The sequence below is a fragment of the Sulfitobacter sp. 1A12779 genome (assembly GCF_043557315.1).
GTDB classification, from domain to species: domain Bacteria; phylum Pseudomonadota; class Alphaproteobacteria; order Rhodobacterales; family Rhodobacteraceae; genus Sulfitobacter; species Sulfitobacter faviae.
Genome location: NZ_JBIFFU010000008.1, coordinates 82,289 through 104,769 on the forward strand (window position 1 = coordinate 82,289; position 22,481 = coordinate 104,769).

Below are 22,481 nucleotides of genomic sequence, written 5' to 3' on the forward strand. Positions count from 1 at the left end.
ACCGCGGCGCGCCATTGACTTATCCGATCCGGGCGGCGCTTCTGTCGGGATGGAACGCAAATCACATATCGACACATTCGGCGCCGTGGCGCTGGTGCTCTTCGCGCTGAACCTTGGCTTTAACCAAGTCGTCATCAAGGTCAGCACCGGCGGCTTCAACCCGGTCTTTCTGGCCGGGCTGCGCTCTCTCGGGGCGGTGTTTTTGCTGCTGATCTGGATGCGGTTGCGGGGCGTCAGCCTGTCGATCCCGCGCGCTGCGCTATGGGGCGGTGTGGCGGCGGGGCTTTTCTTTACGCTTGAGTTTGTCTGTCTGTTCCTCGCGCTCGACCTGACCACGGTCAGCCGCGCCTCGATCCTGCTTTATTCCATGCCGGTCTGGCTTGGCATCGCCGCGCATCTGTGGCTGCCGGGAGAGCGGCTGAGCGGGGCGCGGCTCATCGGCATGGGGCTGGCCATGGGCGGTGTGGTGCTGGCGCTGAGCGATGGCGGGGCCGAAGGGGCGCATGGGCTGGGCGATCTTCTGGCGCTTTTCGCCGCCCTCTGCTGGGCCGGCATCGCGCTTTGCGTTCGTGTCACGCCGCTGGCCAAGGTGCCGCCCGCGCAGCAACTGATGATGCAACTGGTGATTTCTGCCCCGATCCTTCTGCTGCTTGCGCCGCTTTTTGGCCCCTTGCTGCGCGAGGTGGCCCCGGTGCATCTGGCGGGGCTTGCCTATCAGATCATCGCGGTGGCGAGCTTTGGTTTTCTGGCGTGGTTCTGGCTGCTGACGATCTATCCCGCAGCCTCTGTCGCCTCCTTTAGCTTCCTGTCGCCGGTCTTTGCCGTGCTTCTGGGCTGGCTGATCCTCTCGGAAGAGGTGGGGCTGAGCATTTGGGCCGCATTGCTGCTGGTGGCGGCGGGGATTTACCTGATCAACCGTAAACCCCGCGGCCACTAAGCTCAGGTGCCGCAGAATGTGGCGGGCACAATCTCGTCTTCGGTCGGCGGGCGCTGAAGCTCGGGGTCCGTCTCGTCAAAGGGGGTGGCCAGCGCTTTCATCATCCGCTCGAACGGGGCCATGTCGCCCGCGACGGCGGCCTCGATCATCTCTTCAATCCGGTGGTTGCGGGGGATCACGGCGGGGTTCGCCGCATTCATCACCGCTTGCGGATCGGGTTCCCCTTCGATCCGCGCGCGCCAGCCTTCGGCCCATCTGTCAAAAGCGTCGCGGTCGGTGAACTGGTCGCGGGCTTGATCTGTGGGAAGCACGCGGAAGGCATTGGTGAAGTCGGCACCATCCTTTTGCATCAGCCCCAGCAATTCGTTGATCAGATCGACATCCTCGGCCCGCGGCGTTGAGATACCAACCTTGGCCGCGAAACGGCGCAGCCATGCGGCTTCGATCAAGTCGGGCATGTCGTGTACGATCTCGGTGGCCTCTTCGACGGCGCTCTCCTTGTCCTCCATCTGCTGTAAAAGCGAGGTGGCAAGCTGCGCCATGTTCCAGACCACGATCTGGGGTTGGTTCCCATAGGCATAGCGCCCCTGCCGGTCGATGGAGCTAAAGACCCGGCCCTGATGGAAGGCATCCATAAAGGCGCAGGGGCCATAGTCGATCGTCTCGCCCGAGATGCTGCAATTGTCGGTGTTCATCACGCCGTGGATAAAGCCCACGGCCATCCACTGCGCCACCAGTTCCGCCTGCGCGGCACAGACCGCGCGCAAAAGGCCAAGCGGGCCATCGGCCTCGGGGTAATGGCGCGCGATGGCATAGTCGGTCAGGGTTTTGAGCGCGTCAGTCTCCCCGCGATGGGCGAAGACCTGAAAGGTGCCGACGCGCAGGTGGCTGGCGGCGACGCGGGTCACGATGGCGCCGGGCAGGGGGCCGCTTTCGCGCAGGATCGGCTCACCAGTAGCCACAGCGGCCAAGGCGCGGGTGGTGGGCACGCCAAGGGCATGCATCGCCTCGCTTACCAGATATTCCCGCAGCACCGGCCCGACCCATGCGCGGCCATCGCCCATCCGCGAATAGGGCGTGGGGCCTGAGCCTTTCAATTGGATGTCGCTGCGCTGGCCGCTCTGATCGACGACTTCCCCCAGCAGGATCGCCCGGCCATCGCCAAGCTGCGGGTTGAAGTTGCCAAACTGATGCCCGGCGTAAAGCTGCGCCAGGGGATCGGCCCCCGCAGGCACATCGTTTCCGGCAAAGACCTGCGTGATTTGCGCGGGCTCCGCCCCTCCGATACCCAGTTCCGCCGCCAATTCGGCGTTCCATGCCAAAAGCTGGGGCGCTTTGACAGGCGTGGGAGCCAGCCGGGTAAAGAACCCCTCTGGCAGGGCGGCATAGCTGTTATCGAAAGGAATACGCATCACAGGGTCCGGGACATAAGCATGTAATCCTCGCGCGGGCGAAAGCCCGCACGGGTATAGAGTTTCATCGCCGCGGCATTGTTGCGATCCACTTCAAGATGGACGGCCCGCAGCCCGCCCGCCGCCAGCGCCCGGGGCAGCGCGATCAGCGCCTCCGAGGCGATGCCGCGACCCCGCACGCCGGGGCGGACGTAGATTTCATCAATGATGGCGTCCAACCCGCCGAATTCAACCGACCAGCCGAAACAGATCACCACATAGCCGATGGGCGCGCGGGGCGGGCCGATCAGATAGGCCGCGCCATGGGGGATGCCGTCCAACAGCGGCGCCAGCCCGCGGCGACGCTGTTCATCGCTCATCTCGATCCCCGCTTCGGCGTGGAATGCCGCGACAAGTGCTACGAGCTTGTCGAGATGCTCAGGCGCGCCGAGGGTGAGATGGGCGCTCATAGGCGGGCCAGCCTTTCGGTGAGCAGGGCAAAGAACCCGTCGGCATCAAGGTCGCCTACGAAGAGCGCGTTGGGCGCGCGGTCGGTCACGCGCCACCAGTCGGCAACGGTCATGCCCATGGTCAGTTCCGACTGGGTTTCGATCTCGACATTGATATGACGGCCTTGGAAAAGATCGGGGTTGATCAGATAGGCGGTGACGCAAGGGTCATGCAGCGGCGCGCCTTCGGAGCCGTATTTCTCTTTGTCGAACCGCTCGAAGAAATCGGTCATCTCGGCCACGGCGACGCCGACCTTGGTGCCAAGCGCGCGGAAGGCATCGTTGCGCGGTTTGGTGACTAGCGCCTTATGGGTGACATCGAGCGGCATCACGACGATCGGAATGCCTGATTTGAAAACGATATCAGCGGCATGGGGGTCGACGTAAATGTTGAATTCCGCCGTGGGCGTGATGTTGCCCCCCTCGAAATAGCCGCCGCCCATCAGCACGATCTCTTGCACCTTCTCGGCGATGTCGGGCGCGTTTTGCAGGGCGGTCGCGACATTGGTCAACGGTCCCAAGGGGCAAAGGGTTACGCTACCTGCGGGATGGGCGCGCACCTGTTCGATGATGAAATCCACCCCATGCCCTTCGGCCAGCGGCATGGTTGGATCGGGCAGGTCGGGGCCGTCGAGGCCGGTCTTGCCATGCACATGTTCCGCCGTCACCAGATCACGCCCCAGCGGGCGGTCGCAGCCGGCAAAGACTTTCACATCATCCCGCCCCGCCAATTCGCAAACGATCCGCGCGTTCTTCGAAGTCAGGTCCAGCGGCACGTTGCCCGCGACACAGGTGATGCCCAGAACCTCGATCTCTTGCGGGCTGGCGAGGGCAAGGAGAATCGCCACGGCGTCGTCCTGTCCGGGGTCGGTGTCGATGATGATTTTGCGCGGGGTCATGGGCTTACTTTCGTCAAATTGCTTGGGGCAGAGCCTTGCCGGAGGGGCGGGTCTTTGTCCAGCCGCAGACCCGGCGATTAGCCGCGTTCCGCCAGTTTCACCGCCTCCCACAGCGCATCCATCTCGGCCAGATCACTGTCTTGCGGGGTTTTCCCGATGGCGGCGAGCCGGGCCTCGACCCCTTCGAACCGGCGGGTGAATTTGGCATTGGCGGCGCGCAGAGCGGCTTCCGGGTCAAGGCCCAGATGGCGCCCGAGATTGGCCATGACGAAGAGCAGATCGCCGTATTCTTCCTCGACCTCCGCTTGGCTCAGCTGGTCCTTCGCCTCGACCAATTCGGCGGCCTCTTCGGTGATCTTGTCGAGCACCTGTGTTGTCTCGGGCCAGTCGAAGCCCACACGCGCCGCGCGTTTTTGAAGCTTCATCGCCCGCAAGAGCGCGGGCAGGCCGATTGCCACCCCGTCCAAGGTGCCCCTCTGTGCCTTGCCCGCGCGTTCGGCGGCTTTGATCTTTTCCCAATCGGCGGTCTGCTGTTCGGCGCTCTTGTCGCGGGATTCGTCGCCAAAGACATGCGGGTGCCGCGCCACCATCTTGTCGCTGATGTTGCACACCACGGATTGAAAGGTGAAATGCCCCGCTTCTTCACCCATCGCCGTGTGATAGACCGATTGCAGCAGCAGATCGCCCAACTCCCCCTCAAGCTCGCCCCAATCACGCCGGGCGATGGCATCGGCGACTTCATAAGCCTCTTCAATGGTATAGGGGGCGATGCTGTCGAAATCCTGCTCGATATCCCAGGGACAGCCCGTCTCAGGGTCGCGCAGGCGGCGCATGATTTCGAGCAACCGTTCGATCCCGGCATCTGAATCGTGAATGAGATCGGCTTTTGTGTTGTCCGGCATTGCAGGCCCCGTATGTCTGGTGTCAGATGCACCCTGACCAAACCAACCCCAAGGAGTCCAGCCCATGCCCGTGGTGAACCGCATCAACGCCTTTGCGGAGGATATGACAGCATGGCGGCGCCATTTGCACGGGATTCCCGAACTGGCGTTCGACTGTCATGAAACGGCGGCTTTCGTGGCCGAGCGGCTGCGCGAATTTGGTGTGGATGAGCTGCACGAGGGCATCGCGACGACCGGCATCGTGGCGATCATCGAAGGGCAGGGCGAGGGCCCGACCATCGGCCTGCGCGCCGATATGGATGCGCTGCCGATCCAAGAGGCAACGGGCAAGGACTATGCCAGCACGCGGAAAGGCAAGATGCACGCCTGCGGCCATGACGGGCACACCACCATGCTTCTGGGCGCGGCGCGGTATCTGGCCGAGACACGCAATTTCGCGGGCCGGGTGGCGCTGATCTTTCAACCCGCCGAAGAGGCGGGCGGCGGCGCGGGCGTGATGGTCGAAGAGGGCATCATGGAGCGGTTCGAGATCGCGCAGGTTTACGGCATCCACAACGCGCCCGGCTTTGACGAAGGCGCATTCTATACCACGCCGGGGCCGATCATGGCGGCGGTGGATGAATTCCACATTCATATCAAGGGCAAAGGCGGTCATGGCGCGATGCCCCATGAGAGCCGCGACCCCGTCGTGGCGGCCTGCGGCATCGCCACGGCCATCCAGACCATCGTCAGCCGCAACCATGTCGCGGCGCAGGATTTGGTGGTCTCGGTCACGCAGATTCATACCGGCACCGCCGATAACATCATCCCCGAGACGGCCTATATCAACGGCACCGTGCGCACCTTTGACCGTGAGGTGCAAGCGATGGTGATGCGCCGGATGCAGCAGATCGTGGACGGGCAGGCGGCAAGCTATGACGTCACCGCCGAGTTGGACTATGAGGTCGGCTATCCCGCCACGGTCAATGATCCGGCCAAGGCCGAGGCCGCCATCGCGGCGGCGACCGAAGTGGTGGGCGCGGCCCAAGTGCACGGCGATTATGGCCGCGAGATGGGTGCAGAGGATTTCAGCTTCATGCTTGAAAAACGCCCCGGTGCCTATCTCTTCCTCGGCGCAGGCGAGGGCGCGGGGCTGCACCACCCGGAATACGACTTCAACGACGAGATCGCGCCGCTTGGCGCATCCTTTTTCGCCCGTATCGTTGAGCGGGCACAGCCAGCAGGAGGCAAGTAATGGCATTGGAAGACGCGGCCAAACAGATGGATATGGCCTTTACCCGCGAGGACCTCAAAGGGCCGAGCTATGAGTTAACCTTTGGCGGGGCGACCTCTTTCCTGCGACGGAAATACACTAAGAATCTGACCGGCGTCGACATCGCGGTAACAGGCGTGCCCTTCGACCAAGCGGTGACCAACCGCCCCGGCACGCGCCTTGGCCCCCGCGCCATTCGCGAGGCGAGCGCGCTGCAAGCGCCCGACGCGCCCTATGGCTGGGACTTTGACGTGCTGAGCGAATTCGCCATCGCGGATTACGGCGATCTGGCCTTCGACTATGGTCATGTCAGCCAGTTTCCCGCCGCCCTGACAGCCCATATCAAGACCATTCTGGATGCCGGTGCGGCCTCGGTCGTGCTGGGGGGGGATCACTATATCTCATTCCCGATCCTCAAGGCCTATGCTGAGAAATACGGGCCCATCAGTCTGTTACAGTTCGATGCGCATACGGACACTTGGCAAGACGACGACATGGACCGGATCGACCACGGGACGATGTTCTACAAAGCCGTGAAGTCCGGCATCGTCGACCCGTCTACCAGCGTGCAGGTCGGCATCCGCACCACCAATGAGGACACGATGGGCGTCAATATCATCGACGCGCGTGAGGTGCATGAGAAAGGGCCGCAGGCCACTGTTGCCAAGATCAAGGAGATCCTCGGCGATCGCCCCTGCTATCTGACCTTTGACATCGACGCGCTGGATCCGGCCTTTGCCCCCGGCACCGGCACCCCGGTGTGGGGCGGGCTGACCTCGGCGCAAGCGTCGATCATGCTGCGCGATCTTGCGGGGATCAACATCATGGGCGGTGACGTTGTCGAAGTCTCGCCCCCCTTCGACACAACCGGCGCCACGGCGGTGGCGGGTGCCCATGTCGCGACCGAGATCCTGTCGCTGTTGGGCCACCGCATGAGAACCGCGTGAGCGAAAGCCACGACATCACCCGCCGGTCCGCTGAAAGGCGGGCTGGCTTGCTTACTGCGACCTCCGTCGCCCCTGACCGCCGAGTTTTGAAAGGTGTTTAAAATGCTGTTCTGGATCATCGTGATCGCCCTCGTCGCCTTGGTGGCCTATATCCGCCTTGCGCCCATCGACACCGCGCGTTGGCATGTGCAGGCCGACGGGCAGAAGATGGGCAAGACCCAAGGCACCAACAGCTATATCTGGCGCGCCCCGGTCGAGGGCGACGGGGCCGAGACCTTGGCCCAGCTTGACCGGGTGATCCTGCAAACCCCGCGCACCGAAGTTGTCGCCGGATCGCTCGCCGAGGGGCAGGTCACCTATGTCACCCGCACCAAATTGATGGGCTATCCCGATTTCACCACCATCGGCGTCTACGGAGACGCGCCGCGCTATGTCGAAGTCTATGGCCGCTCGCGTTTTGGCCGGTCAGATCTGGGGGTAAACGCCAAGCGGGTCAACGGATGGCTCGATCAGATCGAGGCGCGATGACAGGCAGCCTTGCTGCACCTCCCGCCACATCGGCACATTGAGCGACATCTGACATTGCGCCATGAACATGCGCCCATCCACTTGCAGGCAAATCGTCTCACCCAGTTCCACCCGGGCGCCGCTGCTGTTGGTGCAATAGCAATCAATCGTCTTGCCGCCCGGCGCTTTGACATCCGCAAGGGCAGGGTGCAGGGCCGTCAGGCCCATAAGGCAGATGAGCGGCATAAGACGTGTCATAGCCCATGATAGCACAAGCCGCCTCTTGACCAAAGCATTTGCATAAGCGACAGGAACCCCATGATCCCGATGCACCGCCTCGCGCAAATCTCGCAACGTTTCCAGTTTCTGGAGGCCAGCATGTCTGCGGGCTCCGATGGGGCCGATTTTGCAGCCCTCGCGAAAGAATACAGCGATCTCAAGCCGGTGGTCGATCAGATCGACCTTTATCAGCAGCTCCAGCGCGACCTTGAAGAGGCCGAAGAGATGCTGAAAGACCCCGAGATGGCTGAGCTTGCGCGGGATGAACTGCCGCGCCTGCGCGCCCGCCTGCCGGAGGTCGAGGAGGGGTTGCAACTCGCACTTCTGCCCCGCGATGCGGCTGATGCGAAACCTGCCATGTTGGAGATCCGCCCCGGCACGGGCGGCGATGAGGCGGCGCTCTTTGCAGGTGACCTTCTGCGCATGTACCAACGCTATGCCGAGGCGCAGGGCTGGGGGTTTGACCTGATCGAAAGCCAGATGACCGAACTCGGCGGCGTGAAAGAGGTCGTGGCCCATATCACCGGTCAGAACGTCTTTGCCCGGCTCAAGTTCGAAAGCGGCGTGCACCGCGTACAGCGCGTGCCCACCACCGAAAGCGGCGGGCGCATCCATACTTCGGCGGCGACCGTGGCGGTGCTGCCCGAGGCCGAAGACGTGGATATCGAGATCAACGCAAATGACCTGCGGATCGACACGATGCGCTCTTCGGGCGCGGGGGGGCAGCACGTCAACACCACCGATTCTGCCGTGCGGATCACCCATATTCCGACCGGGATCGTCGTCACCTCGTCAGAGAAATCCCAGCACCGCAACCGCGACAAGGCAATGCAGGTGCTCAAAGCGCGGCTCTACGATATGGAGCGCAGCCGGATGGACAGCGAGCGCTCTGCCGACCGCGCAGCGCAGGTGGGCTCCGGTGACCGCTCCGAGCGGATCCGCACCTATAATTTCCCTCAAGGGCGTATGACGGACCACCGGATCAACCTGACGCTTTACCGGCTCGAAGCCGTGATGCAGGGCGATCTGGATGAGATCATCGACGCGCTGACCGCCGATGCCCAAGCGCGTCAATTGGCGGAGATGGAGGGGTGAGCCCCCAAACCGCCGCCCAAGCCATGGCCGCCGCCGCCGGACGGCTGCGTGCCGCCGGTGTGCCCGATCCGGCGCGGGATGCGCGGCTGTTGCTCGCCCATGCCGCCGCCGTCGATGCCGCCCGCGTAACTCTCATCGCGCCCGAGGAAATCGCCCCCGAGGTTGCAGAACGCTTTGACCAGCTCATCGCCCTGCGCGCCGTGCGCGTGCCAGTCTCGCAATTGATCGGGCGGCGGGCTTTCTATGGCCGCGATTTCGCGATCAGCCGCGATGTGCTTGACCCGCGGCCCGAGACGGAAACCCTGATTGATCTCGCTCTTGGTGAAGATTTCACCCGCATTCTGGACCTCGGCACCGGCTCGGGCTGTATCCTCGTCACCCTGCTGGCCGAACGGGCGGCGGCGACGGGGCTGGGGGTGGACCTCTCGGAAGCCGCCTGTCTTCAGGCCAGCGCCAATGCGGTGCAGCACGGGGTGGCCGACCGCGCCGATATCCGGCAGTCCGACTGGTTCAGCGCGGTTGAGGGGCGGTTTGATCTGATCCTGTCGAACCCGCCCTATCTGGCCGCCGAGGAAATGGCCGATGTCTCACCCGAGTTGCGCCAGCATGAGCCGGAAATGGCGCTGACCGACGGCCAAGACGGGCTGAGCATCTACCGCATCATCGCCGCCGAGGCGCAGGGCTACCTCACGGCTCAAGGCCGCGTTATGGTCGAAATTGGCTGGCAACAGGGCGAAGCGGTGCAGGAAATCTTTGCCGCGGCGGGCTGGGGCCGGGTCACGCTGGCGCATGATCTCGATGGGAGGCCAAGGGTCGTTTCAGCCGATAAACCGGCGTGAAATCGCGAAAAAACCGCCATTTGGCGGGCTAAGCGGCAGTTTCTTCTTGCCCAAGCCTTTCTGGCATGGTTAGTCAGGGGTGTTGCAGCGGTGGATGCCACAGGCGGTCCCGCGCGGCACTATGCCCAACATATCGCTTAGGCCGGGTTCAAGACGTGCTTTGCACCCCCGGTGAACGACACACAGCACACAAGGCTGACATCATTCCATGAATTCTCCCAGATCACGCTCCCGGTCGAAGAATAACCGCAAACGCTCGTCGCAAGGTGGCGGCGGCAATGTCGTCAACCGTGTTTTTGACAGCTCCGGCCCCGAGGGCAAGGTGCGCGGCACGCCGCAGCAGGTTATCGAGAAATACAACCAGCTGGCCCGCGATGCCCAGTTGAGCAATGACCGTGTGGCCGCCGAGAACTTTCAACAGCACGCCGAACACTACCTGCGCCTGCTAAGCGAGGCACAGCGCGAAGTGGACCAGCGCCGCGAGGAGCAGGAGCGCCAGAACCGTGAGCGTCAGGCCGAGCGGGATCGCGAGCGCGCCGAGCGTCAGGAGCGCGAGGCGCAGCAGGGCGGCCAGTCGCAGGGTGAGCAGCCGAAAGCCGACAAGCAGCCCGAGCAGCAAGAGCCCGCGCAGCAGCAGGCCGAGGCCGAGACGAACAGCGAAGAGAGCACGCTGGTCGACACGCCAGAGAGCAAGCCCAAGCCGAAACGCGCCCCGCGCCGCAAGCCCAAGCCGAAAGCGGCAGAGGCACAGCCGCCGGAGGGTGGCGACAGCAAGAGCGACACCGCAAAGGTCGCAGAATAAGAAAAGCCCCGCAATTTGCGGGGCTTTTTCGTGAGTGTTGATGGTCGGCCGTGCGGGGCAGATTTACCCTTCCATCCCCGCCTGCACATATCTGATCCGCCCGTTGCGCCGCAGCACCTCTTCGCGGGGCGCCCAGTCATAACGCGGGTCGCTGGTGACCGGCGACCAGAACAGTTCGCCCCCGCGCCGCCAAGGGTCAAGGACAAGCCCCGCGTGCATCGGTGCCCCGGCGGCCGAGATGATGGCGGTGGAATGATCCAGCAGAATCCGCGAGTCGCCATTGGCGATGGCGCGGTGCAGGTCGAGCGTGGCGAAACCCTCGGCCTTCAGGCGTTTCTCCAAATCCTCTGCCCAATGCCAACACAGGCCGCGCGGCTTGCTGCCGTTGTTGACCTTCACGTTATGGATCAGCGGCGGGTCGGTGATCTGATAGGCGATCGCCAGTTCATGGGTATGCCGGTAAGCGATCCGCGCGGCACGGGCGGCCTCTTCGGGATTTACCTGCGGAGAGAGGTCTTCGATGGCGCTGGCGAGTTTCGCGATCTCGGCCTCGGTGCCCAGAGGCGGTGGGCCGTTGCGCGGCAGGGCGCAGGCGGAAAGCCCCAGCAACAGGGCAAAGACGAGCAATAGTCGGTAGAACATGGTCACCCCTTGGCAATCTCGCGGGCCAGGGCGCAGAACCCCTCAAGCGGCACCTGTTCGGCGCGGTCGGTGGGTTTCAGCCCCGCGGCGGTCAGACGGTCCTCGATATCCGGCGCGGCTCCTTTGAGCGCCGAGCGCAGCATCTTGCGCCGCTGGTTGAAGGCCATCGCGACCACATGGCTCAGCACCTTCGGATCGGCAGGAAAGCGCGGCTCGGGCAGGGCGGTCAGATGCACCACGCTCGATGAGACCTTTGGTGGCGGGGTGAAGGCGCCCGGCGGCAATTGCATGACGATCCGCGCGTCGCTGCGCCACTGCGCCAGCACGGCCAGCCGCCCATAGGCTTTCGACCCCGGCCGCGCCACGATCCGCTCCGCCACCTCGCGCTGGAACATCAGCGTGAGGCTTTGCCAAAACGGCGGCCACTCGGGCGGGGTGAGCCAACGGACCAGCAGTTCGGTCCCGACGTTATAGGGCAGGTTGGCGGCCACCCGGATGGGTGGCGTCAGATGGCTCAACGGGTCGATCTCAAGTGCGTCGCCTTCGATCACGGTCAGGCGACCGGGGTAATGTTCCGCCACCTCGGCCAGCGCGGGCAGGCAGCGGCGGTCCTTTTCGATCGCCAGCACATGACGCGCGCCTTCAGCCAGCAGGCCACGGGTAAGGCCGCCGGGCCCGGGGCCGATCTCCAACACGTCGCAATCGGCCATATCTCCGGCCTGTCGCGCGATCTTGGCCGTGAGGTTCAGGTCCAGCAGAAAGTTCTGGCCGAGGGACTTCCGCGCCGCCAATTCGTGGATGTTAATCACCTCGCGCAGCGGCGGGAGATTGTCGATTGCACTCATGTCTTCTGGCCCATCTGCCATGCCAATTTGATCGCTTCGATCATGCTGGTCGGGTTGGCGCGCCCTTGGCGCGCGATGTCAAAGGCGGTGCCGTGATCGGGCGAGGTGCGCACAAAGGGCAGCCCCAACGTCACATTCACGCCCCGGTCGAAATCCAAGGTCTTGATCGGGATCAGCGCTTGGTCGTGATACATCGCCACTGCCGCGTCATAGCCTTGGCGGGCGCGGGCGTGGAACATCGTATCGGCAGGCAACGGCCCGGTCAGCGCATAGCCTTCGCCCTGCATCTCAAGGATCAGCGGCGCGATCCAGTCGATCTCTTGCCGGCCCATGCTGCCGCCTTCGCCCGCGTGTGGGTTCAGCCCGGCGACGGCAATCCGGGGGCGGGCAATGCCAAAGCGGTTTTGCAATTCCTGCGCGGTGATCTCAATCGTGCGGCGCAGGCCCGAAGGGCTCAGCACCTGCGGCACCTGATCCAGCGCGATATGGATCGTGGCAGGCACGACGCGCAATTGGTCAGAGGCCAGCATCATCACCACGTCGTCGACGCCTGCCAGCGCTGCGAGGTATTCGGTATGGCCCGGATAAGCGAAACCGGCCCCGTCTTGCAGCGCCTTCTTGTGGATCGGCGCGGTGCAGACGCCGCAGGCCGCGCCCGTCTGCACCAGATCGACCGCGCGGGCGATCACGTCGATCACCCCCTGCGCATGGCCGGGCTGCGGCACGCCGGGCAGGGCGGCGCTGTCGAAGGGATGGGGGAGCACGGGCAGCGCATCGGCACTGGGCGCGCTCACCTCATCCGGGCTGTCGATCACGCGGTGCGGGACATCCTGCGGCAGATGACGCGGGTCGCCGATCCAGACCATCGGGATGTCCTTCGAAAGCGCTGCCCAAGCGCGGGCGGCAATCTCGGGGCCGATCCCGGCGGGTTCACCGCAGGTGATGGCCACCGGCCGGGACGGGCGGCTCATTGGCGGGTGATACGGGCTTCGGCGCGGGCCTGTTCCAGCAGCTGTGTGGCATAGCCCTCAAGCTTGCGCTGCCGGATCGAACTGACCACCGCCTCGCGGTTCACATCGGCATTGGCCGCCGTGGTGCGGTTGCAGAGCATCAAGAAGACCAAAGTCTCCCCATTCGCACGGGTCAACGCGGTGGAGACTTCGCCGGGGTCGAGTTTCGCCAGTTCAATGGCCACGTCCTGCGGAATTTCCGCCGGGGCCTTGGTGCCACGGTCCAGCACTTTGGCGGGCTGGCCCTTGGCCACGCCATAGAGGTCATCACATTGATCTACCTGACCGCGCAGCTCTGCCGCGCGCGACAGGGCAGCCTCGGAACGGCCGCCAGGGATGTAATAGGCGGCATAATCGATCTCGGAATACTCGACGCTCGGCTTGCCGGTCTCTTCGATGCCGCGCAGTTGGAACAGGGCCACGGCATTGGGGATCGGCAGCGGCGCTGTCACCTCACCCGGGGCGAGGGCCAAGAGGACGGGCCGCAGGCTGGCGGGCAGTTTTTCGAGCGGCGTCCAAGGCATCCGGCCGCCGCGCCCGCGCGAGGCTGTGGCGGAATGCTTGCTGGCATAGGACGAGAATTCGGCTTCCGAGCGGCTTTCCGAAATGCGTTCGGCCAGCGCGTTCACCTGATCGGCATTCTGCGGCGGGGCGGGAATGATGATCTCTGACAACAGCACGCGCAGACCGTTGTTGCCCCGGCTGCTGCCAAGCGCACGGTCGACCTCTTCGTCGGTGATGTTGACCCGGCCATTGTAGCGCGCGCGAATAAGGTCACGCCAGGCGGCGCTGATCACGATGAAATCGCGAAAGGTCTCTTCGGAAATCTGCGCTTGCCCAAGGACTTTCAGAAACTCCTCGGTCGTCAAATCCGCGCGACTGGCAAATTCCGCCATGCCGGACCGAATGCCCTCAGGGGTGACTTCAAGCCCGGCTTGATCAAGGATCTGCCCGCGCAGGCGGTCGTCGATCAGACTGTCGATCACGCTGTCGGTATCGGCCCCGGGGGCGCCGATCAGCTGCATGAAACGCTGACGCTGCTGCACTTCGTAGCCGGTAATCACCTCGTCATTGACACGGGCCACGGGCGCAAAGAGGTTCTGCGCCGCTGCGGATTGGCCGATGACCAGAGCAAGGGCGAGTGCCGCAGTCCCACGGATCCCGGCGCGGACGGTCTGTTTCGTTACTTCCCACATGAGCGTACGTATCTTTCTGTTCCGGTGTTTGCGGCAAAGCCCCTGAGGCCGATGTTAAAACCGATATCCGTTGAGGGCTCAACACTTGTTGAGGATGAATAGCTGCGGTTCACGGAAAGGTCGACCTGCACACATTCATTGTTGTAGCTCAGGCCAAGACCCGCCGTCGCTGCGCGTTCGTCAGCAAGGTCGAACCGCCATTCGGCGGACGCCTGCCACTGGCTGTTGATCGAATAGCTGCCGTCGAAGGTGATCTCAGACACGTCTTCGTTGCGGTCCTCGGCGGCGTCTTCGTGCAGCCAGACATAGCTGCCCGAGATCTGCCCGCGCTTGAAATCCCAGACCCCGCGCAACTCGGCCTTGGCGACCTCGAAGTCATCATCGACCAGCCCGCGCCCGATGAGCGCCAGACCGTTGTCGCTGCGCAATTGCCCGGCCAGCAGGAAATCGGAATGGGTGCCCTGCAGGCCTGAGCTAAAGCTGAAGGCATCATCCGCATCAGCGCGGATCACCTGACCGAAAGACAGGCTGGCATCAATGCCGTTGGGATCGAGCCGCGCCCAATTCACCCCGATGGCCGCCACAGCACCCCGTTCGCGCCGGTCGGGCCGGGGGAAACGGCTGAGCGCCAAGAGGTTGCCCTCGTCATATTCCACCAGCGTGCTTTCCTCATTCGGAATGTCGAGCCGATCACCGCCAGTCCAGCCCAATTGCACAAGCGGTTCAAGCTGTTGCACCACGCCCGCGGCCTCGCGGCGCTGCATGGGGTAGCGCATGGTGACGGCAGCATGGGGCACGAGGTCGGAGTAGCGCCCGTCATAGACCGCATCCTGCGCGATGTTGAACAGACCAAAGCTCGCCCCCGCCTCGACGTCGGTCACCAGACCGTTACCGAAGGTAAAGCGCCGCAGCCACGCGGCCTCCCCGTTGAGCCGCGACACGTCGCGCCCGTCGGCCTCACCATCTCCGTTGCCATCGGTGCTGAGGTCCGACGACCGGCGGTGGCTATGGGCCTCAAGCGCTAGGCGGAGTTCGCCGCCCACGGAAGTCGGGAAATAGCGCCGCTGGAATTCACCATCCAAGACTAGATTGGGCAGCAGATCATTGTCTTCACCATCGCGGAGCGATTGGTAGTTCAGCAGGGTTGCCCGCATATATTCATCGCGCCGCGCGCGGCTGACGGTCAATTCGCTGGTCAGACGGTCCTTGCCCGAATAGCCGTAGTCGCTGAGATAGGAACTGTCGCTCGTGGTCTCGATATCGAAATACAGTTTGTAGTCGCGCCGCAGATCGAAACTGCCGGTGCCAAAGAGGTAGCCACGGGTTTTGCCGGGGTCCAACTCATCATCGGTAATCGCCCCTTCGAACTCGATCCGTCCCGAAACGAAAGCCTGACGGTAGCGGAACTCAAGCGTGCGGGTTTCGGCGGATAGATAGGGGGTCAGCGTCAGATCGCGGTGATCGCCGATCTTGATGAAATAGGGCAGTTTCAGCCCCACGCCCAATTGCGAAGTCGAACGGACCGTGGGCGCGAGAAAACCAGTCGCGCGGTCCAACGTGGGGTCGGGCAGACGCAGGCGGGGCAGATAGGCAATGGGTACGTTCTTGATGCGGAACTGCGCCTCGTCAAAGTAAAGCTGCTGAGCCAATTGATCATGCACCACCCGTTTCGCCCGGATTTGCCAAAGCGGCGTTTCGCCATCTTCGCAGACTTTGCAAGAAGTTACGGCGGCTTTGTAAAGTTGGCTATAGCGCCCTTCGACCCGGTTGATCTGCACGGCGGCAAGCTGCAGCTGCTGTTCAAGGACCATCCGCGCGCCGCGCAAAAGGCCGGACTGCAAGCCCGCATCGAGTGAGGCCGCATCGGCGAGGATCGTGGTATTCTCCCCCTCAGACAGCACAATCGGCCCTTCAATACTAAGCGCGCCGGTGGCCTGATCATAGCGGATCGCCGTGGCGCGCAGCCGCGTCTCCCCTTGGAAGGCTTCGACATTTCCTTGCGCGACCAAGACCTTATCGCGTGTAATGAAGACCTGATCGGCCACCAGAACGGCGGGGCGGTCGCTGGCAGGCGCGGTCTGGGCGGCGAGGCTCAGAGGCGCGAATGAAAGGGCAAGTCCAACAAGGGCCGCGCGCATGTCAGCCGTCCTCCGCATGCAGTAGCAGGCCTAGCGCCAGAAAGATCGCCGCCACGGGCGGCGCCCAAGCGGCAAGGATCACGGGGATCTGGCCATTCTCGCCAAGGATCTGTGCGAAACTGCGAATGAAATACAAACCGAACCCCAGCAAAATCGAGGCCAGCACTGCGACGCCGGTCCCCCCAAAGCGGGTATGGCGCATGGTGAATGCGCTCGCAACCAGAACCATGGCCACCAGAAAGAAGGGCCGCGCAAGCTCGGCCTGAAGCCAGACCTCATGCTGGCGCGTGCTGAACCCGGCCTGTTCCAACTGTTGGATAAATTCGGGCAGTTCATAGATTGAGACGGCAGCGACACGGCCAATGCTCTCGCGGATACGCTCGACGGTGAGGGAAGAGGGGATCGTCAGGGTCTCATGCACCTCCGCCGCGCCTTCGGCGTTCACCCCGGCCGCCAGCGGCCAAATCTTCGCCCCGGTGAGCTCCCAATCGCCGCTGCTAAGTTGTGCGCTTTCGGCTTCGATGCGCCGGATCGGGCCCTTCTCAGCGTCATAACTGATGATCGTGACGTTATAGAGGACGGAGGCGTCGGCGTTGGTGCGCCATGCGCGAATGACCGATTGGCCTTCCTCCGTGCCTTGCCGCAGCCACAGCCCCTCGTCGCTGACCGAGAGCGCCGCGCGGCCATTGGACCGGTATTCTTGGGTCAATTGCTCGGCCCGCTCGCTGGTCGCCGCCACGATGGGGTTGAGCATGGCCACGGCCAGCGTGCCGATGATCAAGGCCACCACCACCGGGGCCACCAGCGCACGCAGGGCCGAGCGGCCCGCGGCCCGGGTCACCACCAGTTCGGAGGACCGGGCAAGCCCAATGAAAAGCGCCACCGTGGCGAGGATCATGATCAGCGGCAGGATCATGTTGATGGTCTGGGGCATATGCAGCAGCGTCATGCCCAGCACCTGATCCCAGCCCACGTCGTCATCCGCGAAACGCCGGGCCTGATCGACACCGTCGACCAACATCACCAGCGCGGCCAGCACCCCGGTGATGACGAGAAAACTCATGAAAAAGCGGCGGGCGAAATAGAAATGCAGGATCATGTGGCAGCCCTCTTGCCACGCAGACGCCGCCTTATCCAGCGCGGATGTGCGGCTTGCCAAAGCATCGCCAGCGTCAGCACGGCCCCGATGAGCGAGGGCAGATAGGCCAGCGGCCAGAGCGCTGCCGCCTCACGGATTTGCACGACCATCGTGCCCCGCAGCCCGTCGATGGCGATGAGCAGGCCGAAAGCGATTACCGCCTCGCGCCAGACACCAAAGCGGGAAAAACCGCCGAGGATCAAAGTCGCAAAGCCAATCATCGCGGCGACGAGGCAGAACAGCGGCTGCGCAAAGCGGCCATGCAACTCTTCGGCCACCACGCCCGGCGAGGTGTCGGTCGCCGCCGCGACCCCGTCCCAATCCCAGAGTAGATCAGGCGTGACCATGGCGCTCACCGATAGGTCGATCGCGTCTCCGCTGCTGACCAGCGGGGAAATATCGAACGAAAAGTCGCGGAATTTGGCCGTCGCCAAACGGTTGCTCTCAGTGTCCAGCCGTTGCGCCATGCCGTTGAGCATGATCAGCGTCGTGTCGTCGCCGTTGCGGGCGAGGTAGGCTTCGGCAGCGGTGTAGATCACACCTTCGTCGGCCCTGCGCCGGTCCGACAGGAAAACATCGCGCAGCACGCCGTCACTGTCGATGGCGCGGGTATAAAAGGTGACATCGTCGGAGGGATGCAGAAAAGTCCCCTCTGTCAGTAGCCGCGCGGTGAGGTTGCGCGAGATCTCGGCCTCGCGCTGCTTCAACTGCCCCTGCGCCATGGGGACCAGAAAATGGCTCAGCACCGTCATCATCGCCGCCACGCAGAGGCCAAAGACGAAGACGGGCCGCGCCAGCCGCCACGGGCCGGAGCCTGCGGCTTGGAGCACCGTCAACTCGGATTCGCCCGACATGCGGTTGGTCACATAGACCGAGGCGGCAAAGGTCGCGATGGGCAGGACGGTGACGATGAGTTTCGGCAGACCAAGGGCCGTGAACTCCAAAAACACCAATGCGGACTGGCCATCGCCGATCAAACGGTCAAACAGGACAACCGCGCGGTTGATCCAGAAAAGCGCCACCAGCACCAAAGCGAAAAAGCCGAACATAACCAGAAGTTGCGACAGCATGTAGCGGTCAATTCTTGCCACTCTGATCCCCCGAGATGCTCTGACGGCCTTTGCGCAGATCTTAAAGCAATTCGTGGGGCGGGAAAACTGCTATCTGGCCATGGGCCGTCCGGCGCGCTAGGTCTGGGGCAAAATCAACCATGAGGCATGCCATGACCGATCTGACACCCATCACCTTCGCCGAGACCGACATCGACCGTATCGCGGGGCATTCCGGGCGGATCGCGCTGTTTCTGGAGCCTGAGGGCCGCTTGGATGCCGGGGCGCGGCGGGTGAACCGTCTGACCAAAGGCGCTTTGCAGCGGCTGGTGGAAAGTGAACGTTTCGCCGCGCTGAAACCCGGTGACGTTCTCAGCATGGGATATCCTGCGGGCATGGCGGCAGAGGCAGTCGACGTGATCCATATGCCGCGCCGGGCCGAGGTGATGACCGCGCGCAAGGCCGGGGCCGCGCTGGCCAAGCGCCGGGGTGACAGCGATCTGCTGATGCTCGCCGCCGCGACACGCCGGGTGGCCGATGTGGCCTTTGGGATGGCAATGCGGGACTACGGCTTTGAAGATCACAAATCCGCGCCCAAGGCGCGCAAAGGCTCGGTCGAGATCATGTGTTCCAAACCCAATGACGCCCGCGAGGCCGCCGCACCGCTCATGGCCGTGGCCGAGGGGGCCTTCATGACCCGCGATCTGACCAACGCGCCCGCCAATATCCTGACCACCACCAATTTTGCCGAACGACTGGCTGAGATGGAGAGCTTGGGCCTGAAAGTTGAAGTTCTAGATGAGGAAGAGCTTGCAAAGCTCGGAATGCGCACGCTTTTGTCTGTAGGCCAAGGCTCGGACAGCCCGTCGAAAGTGGTCGTGATGCGGTGGGAAGGCGGCGCGGATGACGCAGCCCCTCTGGCGCTGGTCGGCAAGGGTGTGGTCTTTGACACCGGCGGCATCAGCCTTAAACCCGGGGCGGGCATGGAAGACATGACCATGGACATGGGCGGCGCGGGCGTCGTCTCGGGCGTGATGCGCACACTTGCACTGCGCAAGGCCAAGGCGAATGTCGTGGGTCTTGTGGGTATCGTTGAGAACATGCCCTCGGGCAATGCCACCCGTCCGGGCGATGTGATCACCACGATGAAGGGCGACACGGTAGAGGTCATCAACACCGACGCCGAGGGGCGTTTGGTGCTCTGCGATGTCATGTGGTACGCGCAAGACCGTTTCAAACCCGCGGCGATGATCGATCTGGCGACGCTGACCGGGGCGATCATCATCGGGCTGGGGCATGAGAATGCCGGGGTCTTTTCGAATGACGATGGGTTGTGCAACGATTTCCTCAAAGCCGCCGAGAGCGAAGGCGAGGGCGCGTGGCGGATGCCGCTGGGGCAGGGATATGATGACCTGCTGAAAAGCCGCGTGGCCGACATGAAGAACATCGGCGGGCGTCCGGCCGGGTCGATCACCGCGGCGCAATTCCTCAAGCGTTTCGTCAAGGATGAGACACCTTGGATTCACCTCGATATTGCCGGTGTTGCCTCACTGAAATCCGAAAGCACGCTGGCGCCCGCGGGCGCGACGGGCTGGGGCGTGGCGGCGCTGAACCGTCTCGTCGCTAACCGTTTCGAGAAGGGCTGAGCGACTGATGGGGGCGGCTTACTTCTATCACCTGACCCAGCGACCTCTGGTCGAGACGCTGACGATGCTGCTGGAAAAGTCGCTCGCTAATGGCTGGCGCGTGGCCCTGCGCGGGACGGATCGGGCGGGGCTACAGGCGCTGGACCGGGCGCTTTGGACCTATGCGGATGACAGCTTTCTGCCCCATGGCATGGCGGGTGGGCCGCAGGACGCGGACCAGCCGGTGCTGCTGACGTTGGAGGATGGCGCCCCCAATCGGGCCGATTGTCTGATGACGGTGCATGGGGCCGATGTCACCGCTGCGGAAGTGGCAGCGCACCAGCGGGTCTGCGTCTTGTTCGACGGGCATGATCCCGTCGCGCTGGATCAGGCGCGCGGCCTGTGGAAGCGGCTGAAATCCGACGGCGCCTCGGCCCAATATTGGTCAGAGGAAAGCGGCCGCTGGGAAAAGAAGGCCGAAACCTAAAGGACGGCAGTGCAGGGGCAGGGGCCGAAAGCCCGCCGCCCCTGAACGCGGCTTAGGCCGCTTTGTCGAGCGCGGGTTTCGCGGCAGCGGCGGATTTGCTCGCCTCGGCCTCCGGCGCTGCGGGTTCGACCTTGCTGACATAGGATTTGGCCGCTTCGACCGCGCTGTTGTTCACGGGCGCGATCGTATCCAGCAGGGCGCGGGTGCGCTGGCTGTCGACGCTGCGCTGTGCTGCGGCGCGGGCAAAGGCCTCGTCATCCGCGCTACTGGCCTTTTGGGCCGTCTCGACCGGCTTTGCCTGCGCCACGGCTTGCACCGTTTCGACCTTGGCAGGCGCTTGCACGGCTTGAGGTTTCGATGCCTCCTGCGCCGCCGCGCTGTTCTGCGCGTTCTGCCCGTCATTGGCGGGTTTTGCCTGGGCCTGAGATGGCTTGTCCTTGGCCTTTTCAGCCTCTTGCGGCTTTTCAGCCTTCTCCGCCTTAGCGGGTTTGTTGCTTTGTTGGTAGGAGGATGACCCACCAAAAATGTTCATCAGCATAGCAGCACTTTCTCCAAAATTGGGTATAGTTGTGCCCTGCAGATATCCGCTCAAAAGGGCGGGAACCTGTTCATTTCACGGCGAATGCGGCGTCATTTTGCGGCGTATTTGATGTTTTGCCGCGTATTTCCGGCAAGGTCTTGCCCTATTCCGTCAGCGGCTCAGGCGCAGTTCACCACCGCTGATCTCGATCCGGCCCCAACGTTGCAGGTAGCCCATGCCGAGCAAGGATTGCGACATGATCCCGTCATTCACCACCGCGGGGACGTTGTGATCGACCGCATGGCCCACCACCACCTCGTCGAGACGCACGAAGGCGGTGCGCGTCTCGCCATTGGCGGTGCCCGCGCGGCCAAGGTAATCCAGCCCCTCGGGTTCGATGCCGATGCGCGCCGCGTCGGATTTGGTCAGAACGATATCGGATGCGCCGGTATCAACGACAAAGCGCACCGGCGCGCCGTTGATCTGGGCCGTCAGGTAATAATGCCCATCGCGCCCGCGGGGCAGGACGATGTCACCCTCTTCGCTGATGGTGAGATGTTGGCGGGCGCTGTCGCGGGTGATATCTTGCCACAGGCCGACGCCCGCCGCGGCACCGGTAAAGATCAGCCCCCAGACCGCCGCCTGTTGCAGGGTTTTGTTCATATTCGGGCGGCTGTGCATGAAGAACCAGCCCGCCACCATCGCCAGTAGAACGATGAGGTAGATCAGATGTGCTGTGTCGATTTCGGCCATGAACGCGTCCCCTTACATCTCATATAGGAAGGCCGCGCGGAAATGTCAGCCGGGCGTGGGGCCGGGGCCAAAGCCAAAGGCTGCCAAGCCGTCGAGCACGAATTGAACCGAAAGCGCCGCCAGCAACATGCCCAGCAGCCGGGTCACGATATTGATGCCCGTCTTGCCCATCGCCCGCTCAAGCGCGCCGCTGACCTGCATGGTCAGCGCCATGACCACCAGTGTCAGCGCGGTGATCACGATGATGGTCAACAGCCCTTCGCCGCCCGGTTTTTCACCCGTGAGGAGGATGACCGAGGCGATGGAGCCGGGGCCAGCGATCAGCGGAATGGCCATGGGGAAGACCGACGGATCGTCGTGGTCGTCTTCATCCGCGCGATCCTCGCGCCGTTTGGTGCGGCGGTCGAAAAGCATGTCGAGCGCGGTGATGAACAACAAGATGCCGCCCGCGACGCGGAAAGCGGGCATGGAGATGCCGATGAAGCCCAGCACCGCTTCACCGAAAGCGGCAAAGATCAGCAGCACCAACCCGGCCACGCCCACTGCGCGCCATGCAATCTTGCGCCGCTCTGCGTTGCTCATCCCGCGGGTGAGCGCGAGGAAGACCGGCGCGATGGCGATCGGGTCGATCACCACGAACATCGTGACGAGGGCGGTGATCATATAGGCGGTGTCGAGGGTCATGGGGTTTCCTTGGCGCGGGGCTTCTTGCCAGAATG

The 22,481-nt window shown here is 63.6% G+C and carries 24 protein-coding genes; 9 read left to right on the forward strand and 15 right to left on the reverse strand.

Annotated features, from left to right (window positions below; genetic code table 11):
• Positions 1-49: 49 nt before the first annotated feature.
• On the forward strand, positions 50-937 hold the full coding sequence (locus ACGYLQ_RS11225; RefSeq protein ID WP_394443001.1) for a DMT family transporter: 888 nt from the start codon (positions 50-52) through the stop codon (positions 935-937).
• Between the two features lie 2 nt (positions 938-939).
• Here the strand turns inward: ACGYLQ_RS11225 and ACGYLQ_RS11230 are convergent, their stop codons facing one another.
• The 4 genes from ACGYLQ_RS11230 to mazG all read right to left on the reverse strand — a co-directional run bounded on the left by ACGYLQ_RS11230 (position 940) and on the right by mazG (position 4,638).
• Positions 940-2,349, reverse strand: coding sequence for a YdiU family protein (locus tag ACGYLQ_RS11230; protein ID WP_394443003.1), 1,410 nt, complete (start codon positions 2,347-2,349; stop codon positions 940-942).
• On the reverse strand, positions 2,349-2,798 hold the full coding sequence (locus ACGYLQ_RS11235; protein WP_067265911.1) for an N-acetyltransferase: 450 nt from the start codon (positions 2,796-2,798) through the stop codon (positions 2,349-2,351). The genes ACGYLQ_RS11230 and ACGYLQ_RS11235 overlap by 1 nt, the downstream gene beginning before the upstream one ends.
• Positions 2,795-3,736 carry a nucleoside hydrolase gene (locus ACGYLQ_RS11240; protein WP_394443005.1) on the reverse strand — a complete coding sequence of 314 codons (942 nt, stop codon included), beginning with the start codon at positions 3,734-3,736 and terminating at the stop codon, positions 2,795-2,797. The genes ACGYLQ_RS11235 and ACGYLQ_RS11240 overlap by 4 nt, the downstream gene beginning before the upstream one ends.
• Before the next feature lie 77 nt (positions 3,737-3,813).
• On the reverse strand, positions 3,814-4,638 hold the full coding sequence (gene mazG / locus ACGYLQ_RS11245; protein ID WP_394443007.1) for a nucleoside triphosphate pyrophosphohydrolase: 825 nt from the start codon (positions 4,636-4,638) through the stop codon (positions 3,814-3,816).
• A 64-nt stretch (positions 4,639-4,702) separates the two neighbouring features.
• Between mazG and ACGYLQ_RS11250 the strand changes: the two genes are divergently transcribed.
• From ACGYLQ_RS11250 to ACGYLQ_RS11260, 3 genes are all read left to right on the forward strand, one after another.
• The gene (locus ACGYLQ_RS11250) at positions 4,703-5,872 is read left to right on the forward strand and encodes a M20 aminoacylase family protein (RefSeq protein ID WP_394443009.1); all 1,170 of its coding nucleotides are present in this window, start codon (positions 4,703-4,705) and stop codon (positions 5,870-5,872) included.
• Positions 5,872-6,837 (forward strand): agmatinase, encoded by a 966-nt coding sequence (gene speB / locus ACGYLQ_RS11255; protein WP_394443011.1) that lies wholly within the window; start codon positions 5,872-5,874, stop codon positions 6,835-6,837. The genes ACGYLQ_RS11250 and speB overlap by 1 nt, the downstream gene beginning before the upstream one ends.
• Before the next feature lie 102 nt (positions 6,838-6,939).
• The gene (locus ACGYLQ_RS11260) at positions 6,940-7,365 is read left to right on the forward strand and encodes a DUF1499 domain-containing protein (RefSeq protein ID WP_394443013.1); all 426 of its coding nucleotides are present in this window, start codon (positions 6,940-6,942) and stop codon (positions 7,363-7,365) included.
• Here the strand turns inward: ACGYLQ_RS11260 and ACGYLQ_RS11265 are convergent.
• Positions 7,303-7,602, reverse strand: a complete 300-nt coding sequence (locus tag ACGYLQ_RS11265; protein ID WP_394443015.1) for a hypothetical protein — start codon at positions 7,600-7,602, stop codon at positions 7,303-7,305. The genes ACGYLQ_RS11260 and ACGYLQ_RS11265 overlap by 63 nt on opposite strands.
• A 60-nt stretch (positions 7,603-7,662) precedes the next feature.
• Here ACGYLQ_RS11265 and prfA point away from each other — a divergent pair, with 60 nt between their 5' ends.
• From prfA to ACGYLQ_RS11280, 3 genes are all read left to right on the forward strand, one after another.
• The gene (gene prfA / locus ACGYLQ_RS11270) at positions 7,663-8,718 is read left to right on the forward strand and encodes a peptide chain release factor 1 (protein ID WP_394443016.1); all 1,056 of its coding nucleotides are present in this window, start codon (positions 7,663-7,665) and stop codon (positions 8,716-8,718) included.
• Positions 8,715-9,557 (forward strand): peptide chain release factor N(5)-glutamine methyltransferase, encoded by an 843-nt coding sequence (prmC, locus tag ACGYLQ_RS11275; RefSeq protein WP_394443018.1) that lies wholly within the window; start codon positions 8,715-8,717, stop codon positions 9,555-9,557. Before prfA ends, prmC begins: the two co-directional genes overlap by 4 nt.
• Before the next feature lie 208 nt (positions 9,558-9,765).
• Positions 9,766-10,359, forward strand: coding sequence for a DUF4167 domain-containing protein (locus ACGYLQ_RS11280; RefSeq protein WP_394443020.1), 594 nt, complete (start codon positions 9,766-9,768; stop codon positions 10,357-10,359).
• Between the two features lie 63 nt (positions 10,360-10,422).
• Here ACGYLQ_RS11280 and ACGYLQ_RS11285 read toward each other — a convergent pair whose 3' ends face one another.
• The 7 genes from ACGYLQ_RS11285 to lptF are packed head-to-tail and all read right to left on the reverse strand — an operon-like array spanning position 10,423 to position 18,419.
• Entirely contained in the window at positions 10,423-11,001 is a 579-nt protein-coding gene (locus ACGYLQ_RS11285; protein ID WP_394443022.1) for a hypothetical protein, read from the reverse strand.
• A 2-nt stretch (positions 11,002-11,003) separates the two neighbouring features.
• Positions 11,004-11,846: a 16S rRNA (adenine(1518)-N(6)/adenine(1519)-N(6))-dimethyltransferase RsmA gene (gene rsmA / locus ACGYLQ_RS11290; protein WP_394443024.1), complete on the reverse strand. Its 843-nt coding sequence runs from the start codon at positions 11,844-11,846 to the stop codon at positions 11,004-11,006.
• Positions 11,843-12,817 carry a 4-hydroxythreonine-4-phosphate dehydrogenase PdxA gene (pdxA, locus tag ACGYLQ_RS11295; RefSeq protein ID WP_394443026.1) on the reverse strand — a complete coding sequence of 325 codons (975 nt, stop codon included), beginning with the start codon at positions 12,815-12,817 and terminating at the stop codon, positions 11,843-11,845. The genes rsmA and pdxA overlap by 4 nt, the downstream gene beginning before the upstream one ends.
• Positions 12,814-14,052, reverse strand: coding sequence for a peptidylprolyl isomerase (locus tag ACGYLQ_RS11300; RefSeq protein WP_394443028.1), 1,239 nt, complete (start codon positions 14,050-14,052; stop codon positions 12,814-12,816). Before ACGYLQ_RS11300 ends, pdxA begins: the two co-directional genes overlap by 4 nt.
• On the reverse strand, positions 14,040-16,190 hold the full coding sequence (locus ACGYLQ_RS11305) for an LPS-assembly protein LptD (RefSeq protein WP_394443030.1): 2,151 nt from the start codon (positions 16,188-16,190) through the stop codon (positions 14,040-14,042). Before ACGYLQ_RS11305 ends, ACGYLQ_RS11300 begins: the two co-directional genes overlap by 13 nt.
• 1 nt (position 16,191) lies before the next feature.
• Positions 16,192-17,289, reverse strand: coding sequence for an LPS export ABC transporter permease LptG (gene lptG, locus ACGYLQ_RS11310; protein ID WP_394443032.1), 1,098 nt, complete (start codon positions 17,287-17,289; stop codon positions 16,192-16,194).
• Positions 17,286-18,419: an LPS export ABC transporter permease LptF gene (gene lptF / locus ACGYLQ_RS11315; RefSeq protein WP_394443034.1), complete on the reverse strand. Its 1,134-nt coding sequence runs from the start codon at positions 18,417-18,419 to the stop codon at positions 17,286-17,288. Before lptF ends, lptG begins: the two co-directional genes overlap by 4 nt.
• Positions 18,420-18,550: 131 nt before the next feature.
• Here lptF and ACGYLQ_RS11320 point away from each other — a divergent pair, with 131 nt between their 5' ends.
• Together ACGYLQ_RS11320 and ACGYLQ_RS11325 are read left to right on the forward strand one after the other, a co-directional pair.
• A complete protein-coding gene (locus tag ACGYLQ_RS11320; RefSeq protein WP_394443036.1) occupies positions 18,551-20,023 on the forward strand; it encodes a leucyl aminopeptidase in 1,473 nt (490 codons plus the stop codon).
• Between the two features lie 7 nt (positions 20,024-20,030).
• A complete protein-coding gene (locus ACGYLQ_RS11325) occupies positions 20,031-20,489 on the forward strand; it encodes a DNA polymerase III subunit chi (protein ID WP_271691363.1) in 459 nt (152 codons plus the stop codon).
• Positions 20,490-20,541: 52 nt separating this feature from the next.
• Here the strand turns inward: ACGYLQ_RS11325 and ACGYLQ_RS11330 are convergent, their stop codons facing one another.
• The 3 genes from ACGYLQ_RS11330 to ACGYLQ_RS11340 all read right to left on the reverse strand — a co-directional run bounded on the left by ACGYLQ_RS11330 (position 20,542) and on the right by ACGYLQ_RS11340 (position 22,446).
• Complete coding sequence (locus ACGYLQ_RS11330; protein WP_394443038.1) at positions 20,542-21,027, reverse strand: hypothetical protein; 486 nt, start codon at positions 21,025-21,027, stop codon at positions 20,542-20,544.
• A gap of 153 nt (positions 21,028-21,180) precedes the next feature.
• Positions 21,181-21,762, reverse strand: coding sequence for a TIGR02281 family clan AA aspartic protease (locus tag ACGYLQ_RS11335; RefSeq protein WP_394443040.1), 582 nt, complete (start codon positions 21,760-21,762; stop codon positions 21,181-21,183).
• 45 nt (positions 21,763-21,807) lie between these two features.
• A complete protein-coding gene (locus ACGYLQ_RS11340; protein ID WP_322327687.1) occupies positions 21,808-22,446 on the reverse strand; it encodes a MarC family protein in 639 nt (212 codons plus the stop codon).
• Positions 22,447-22,481: the final 35 nt, after the last annotated feature.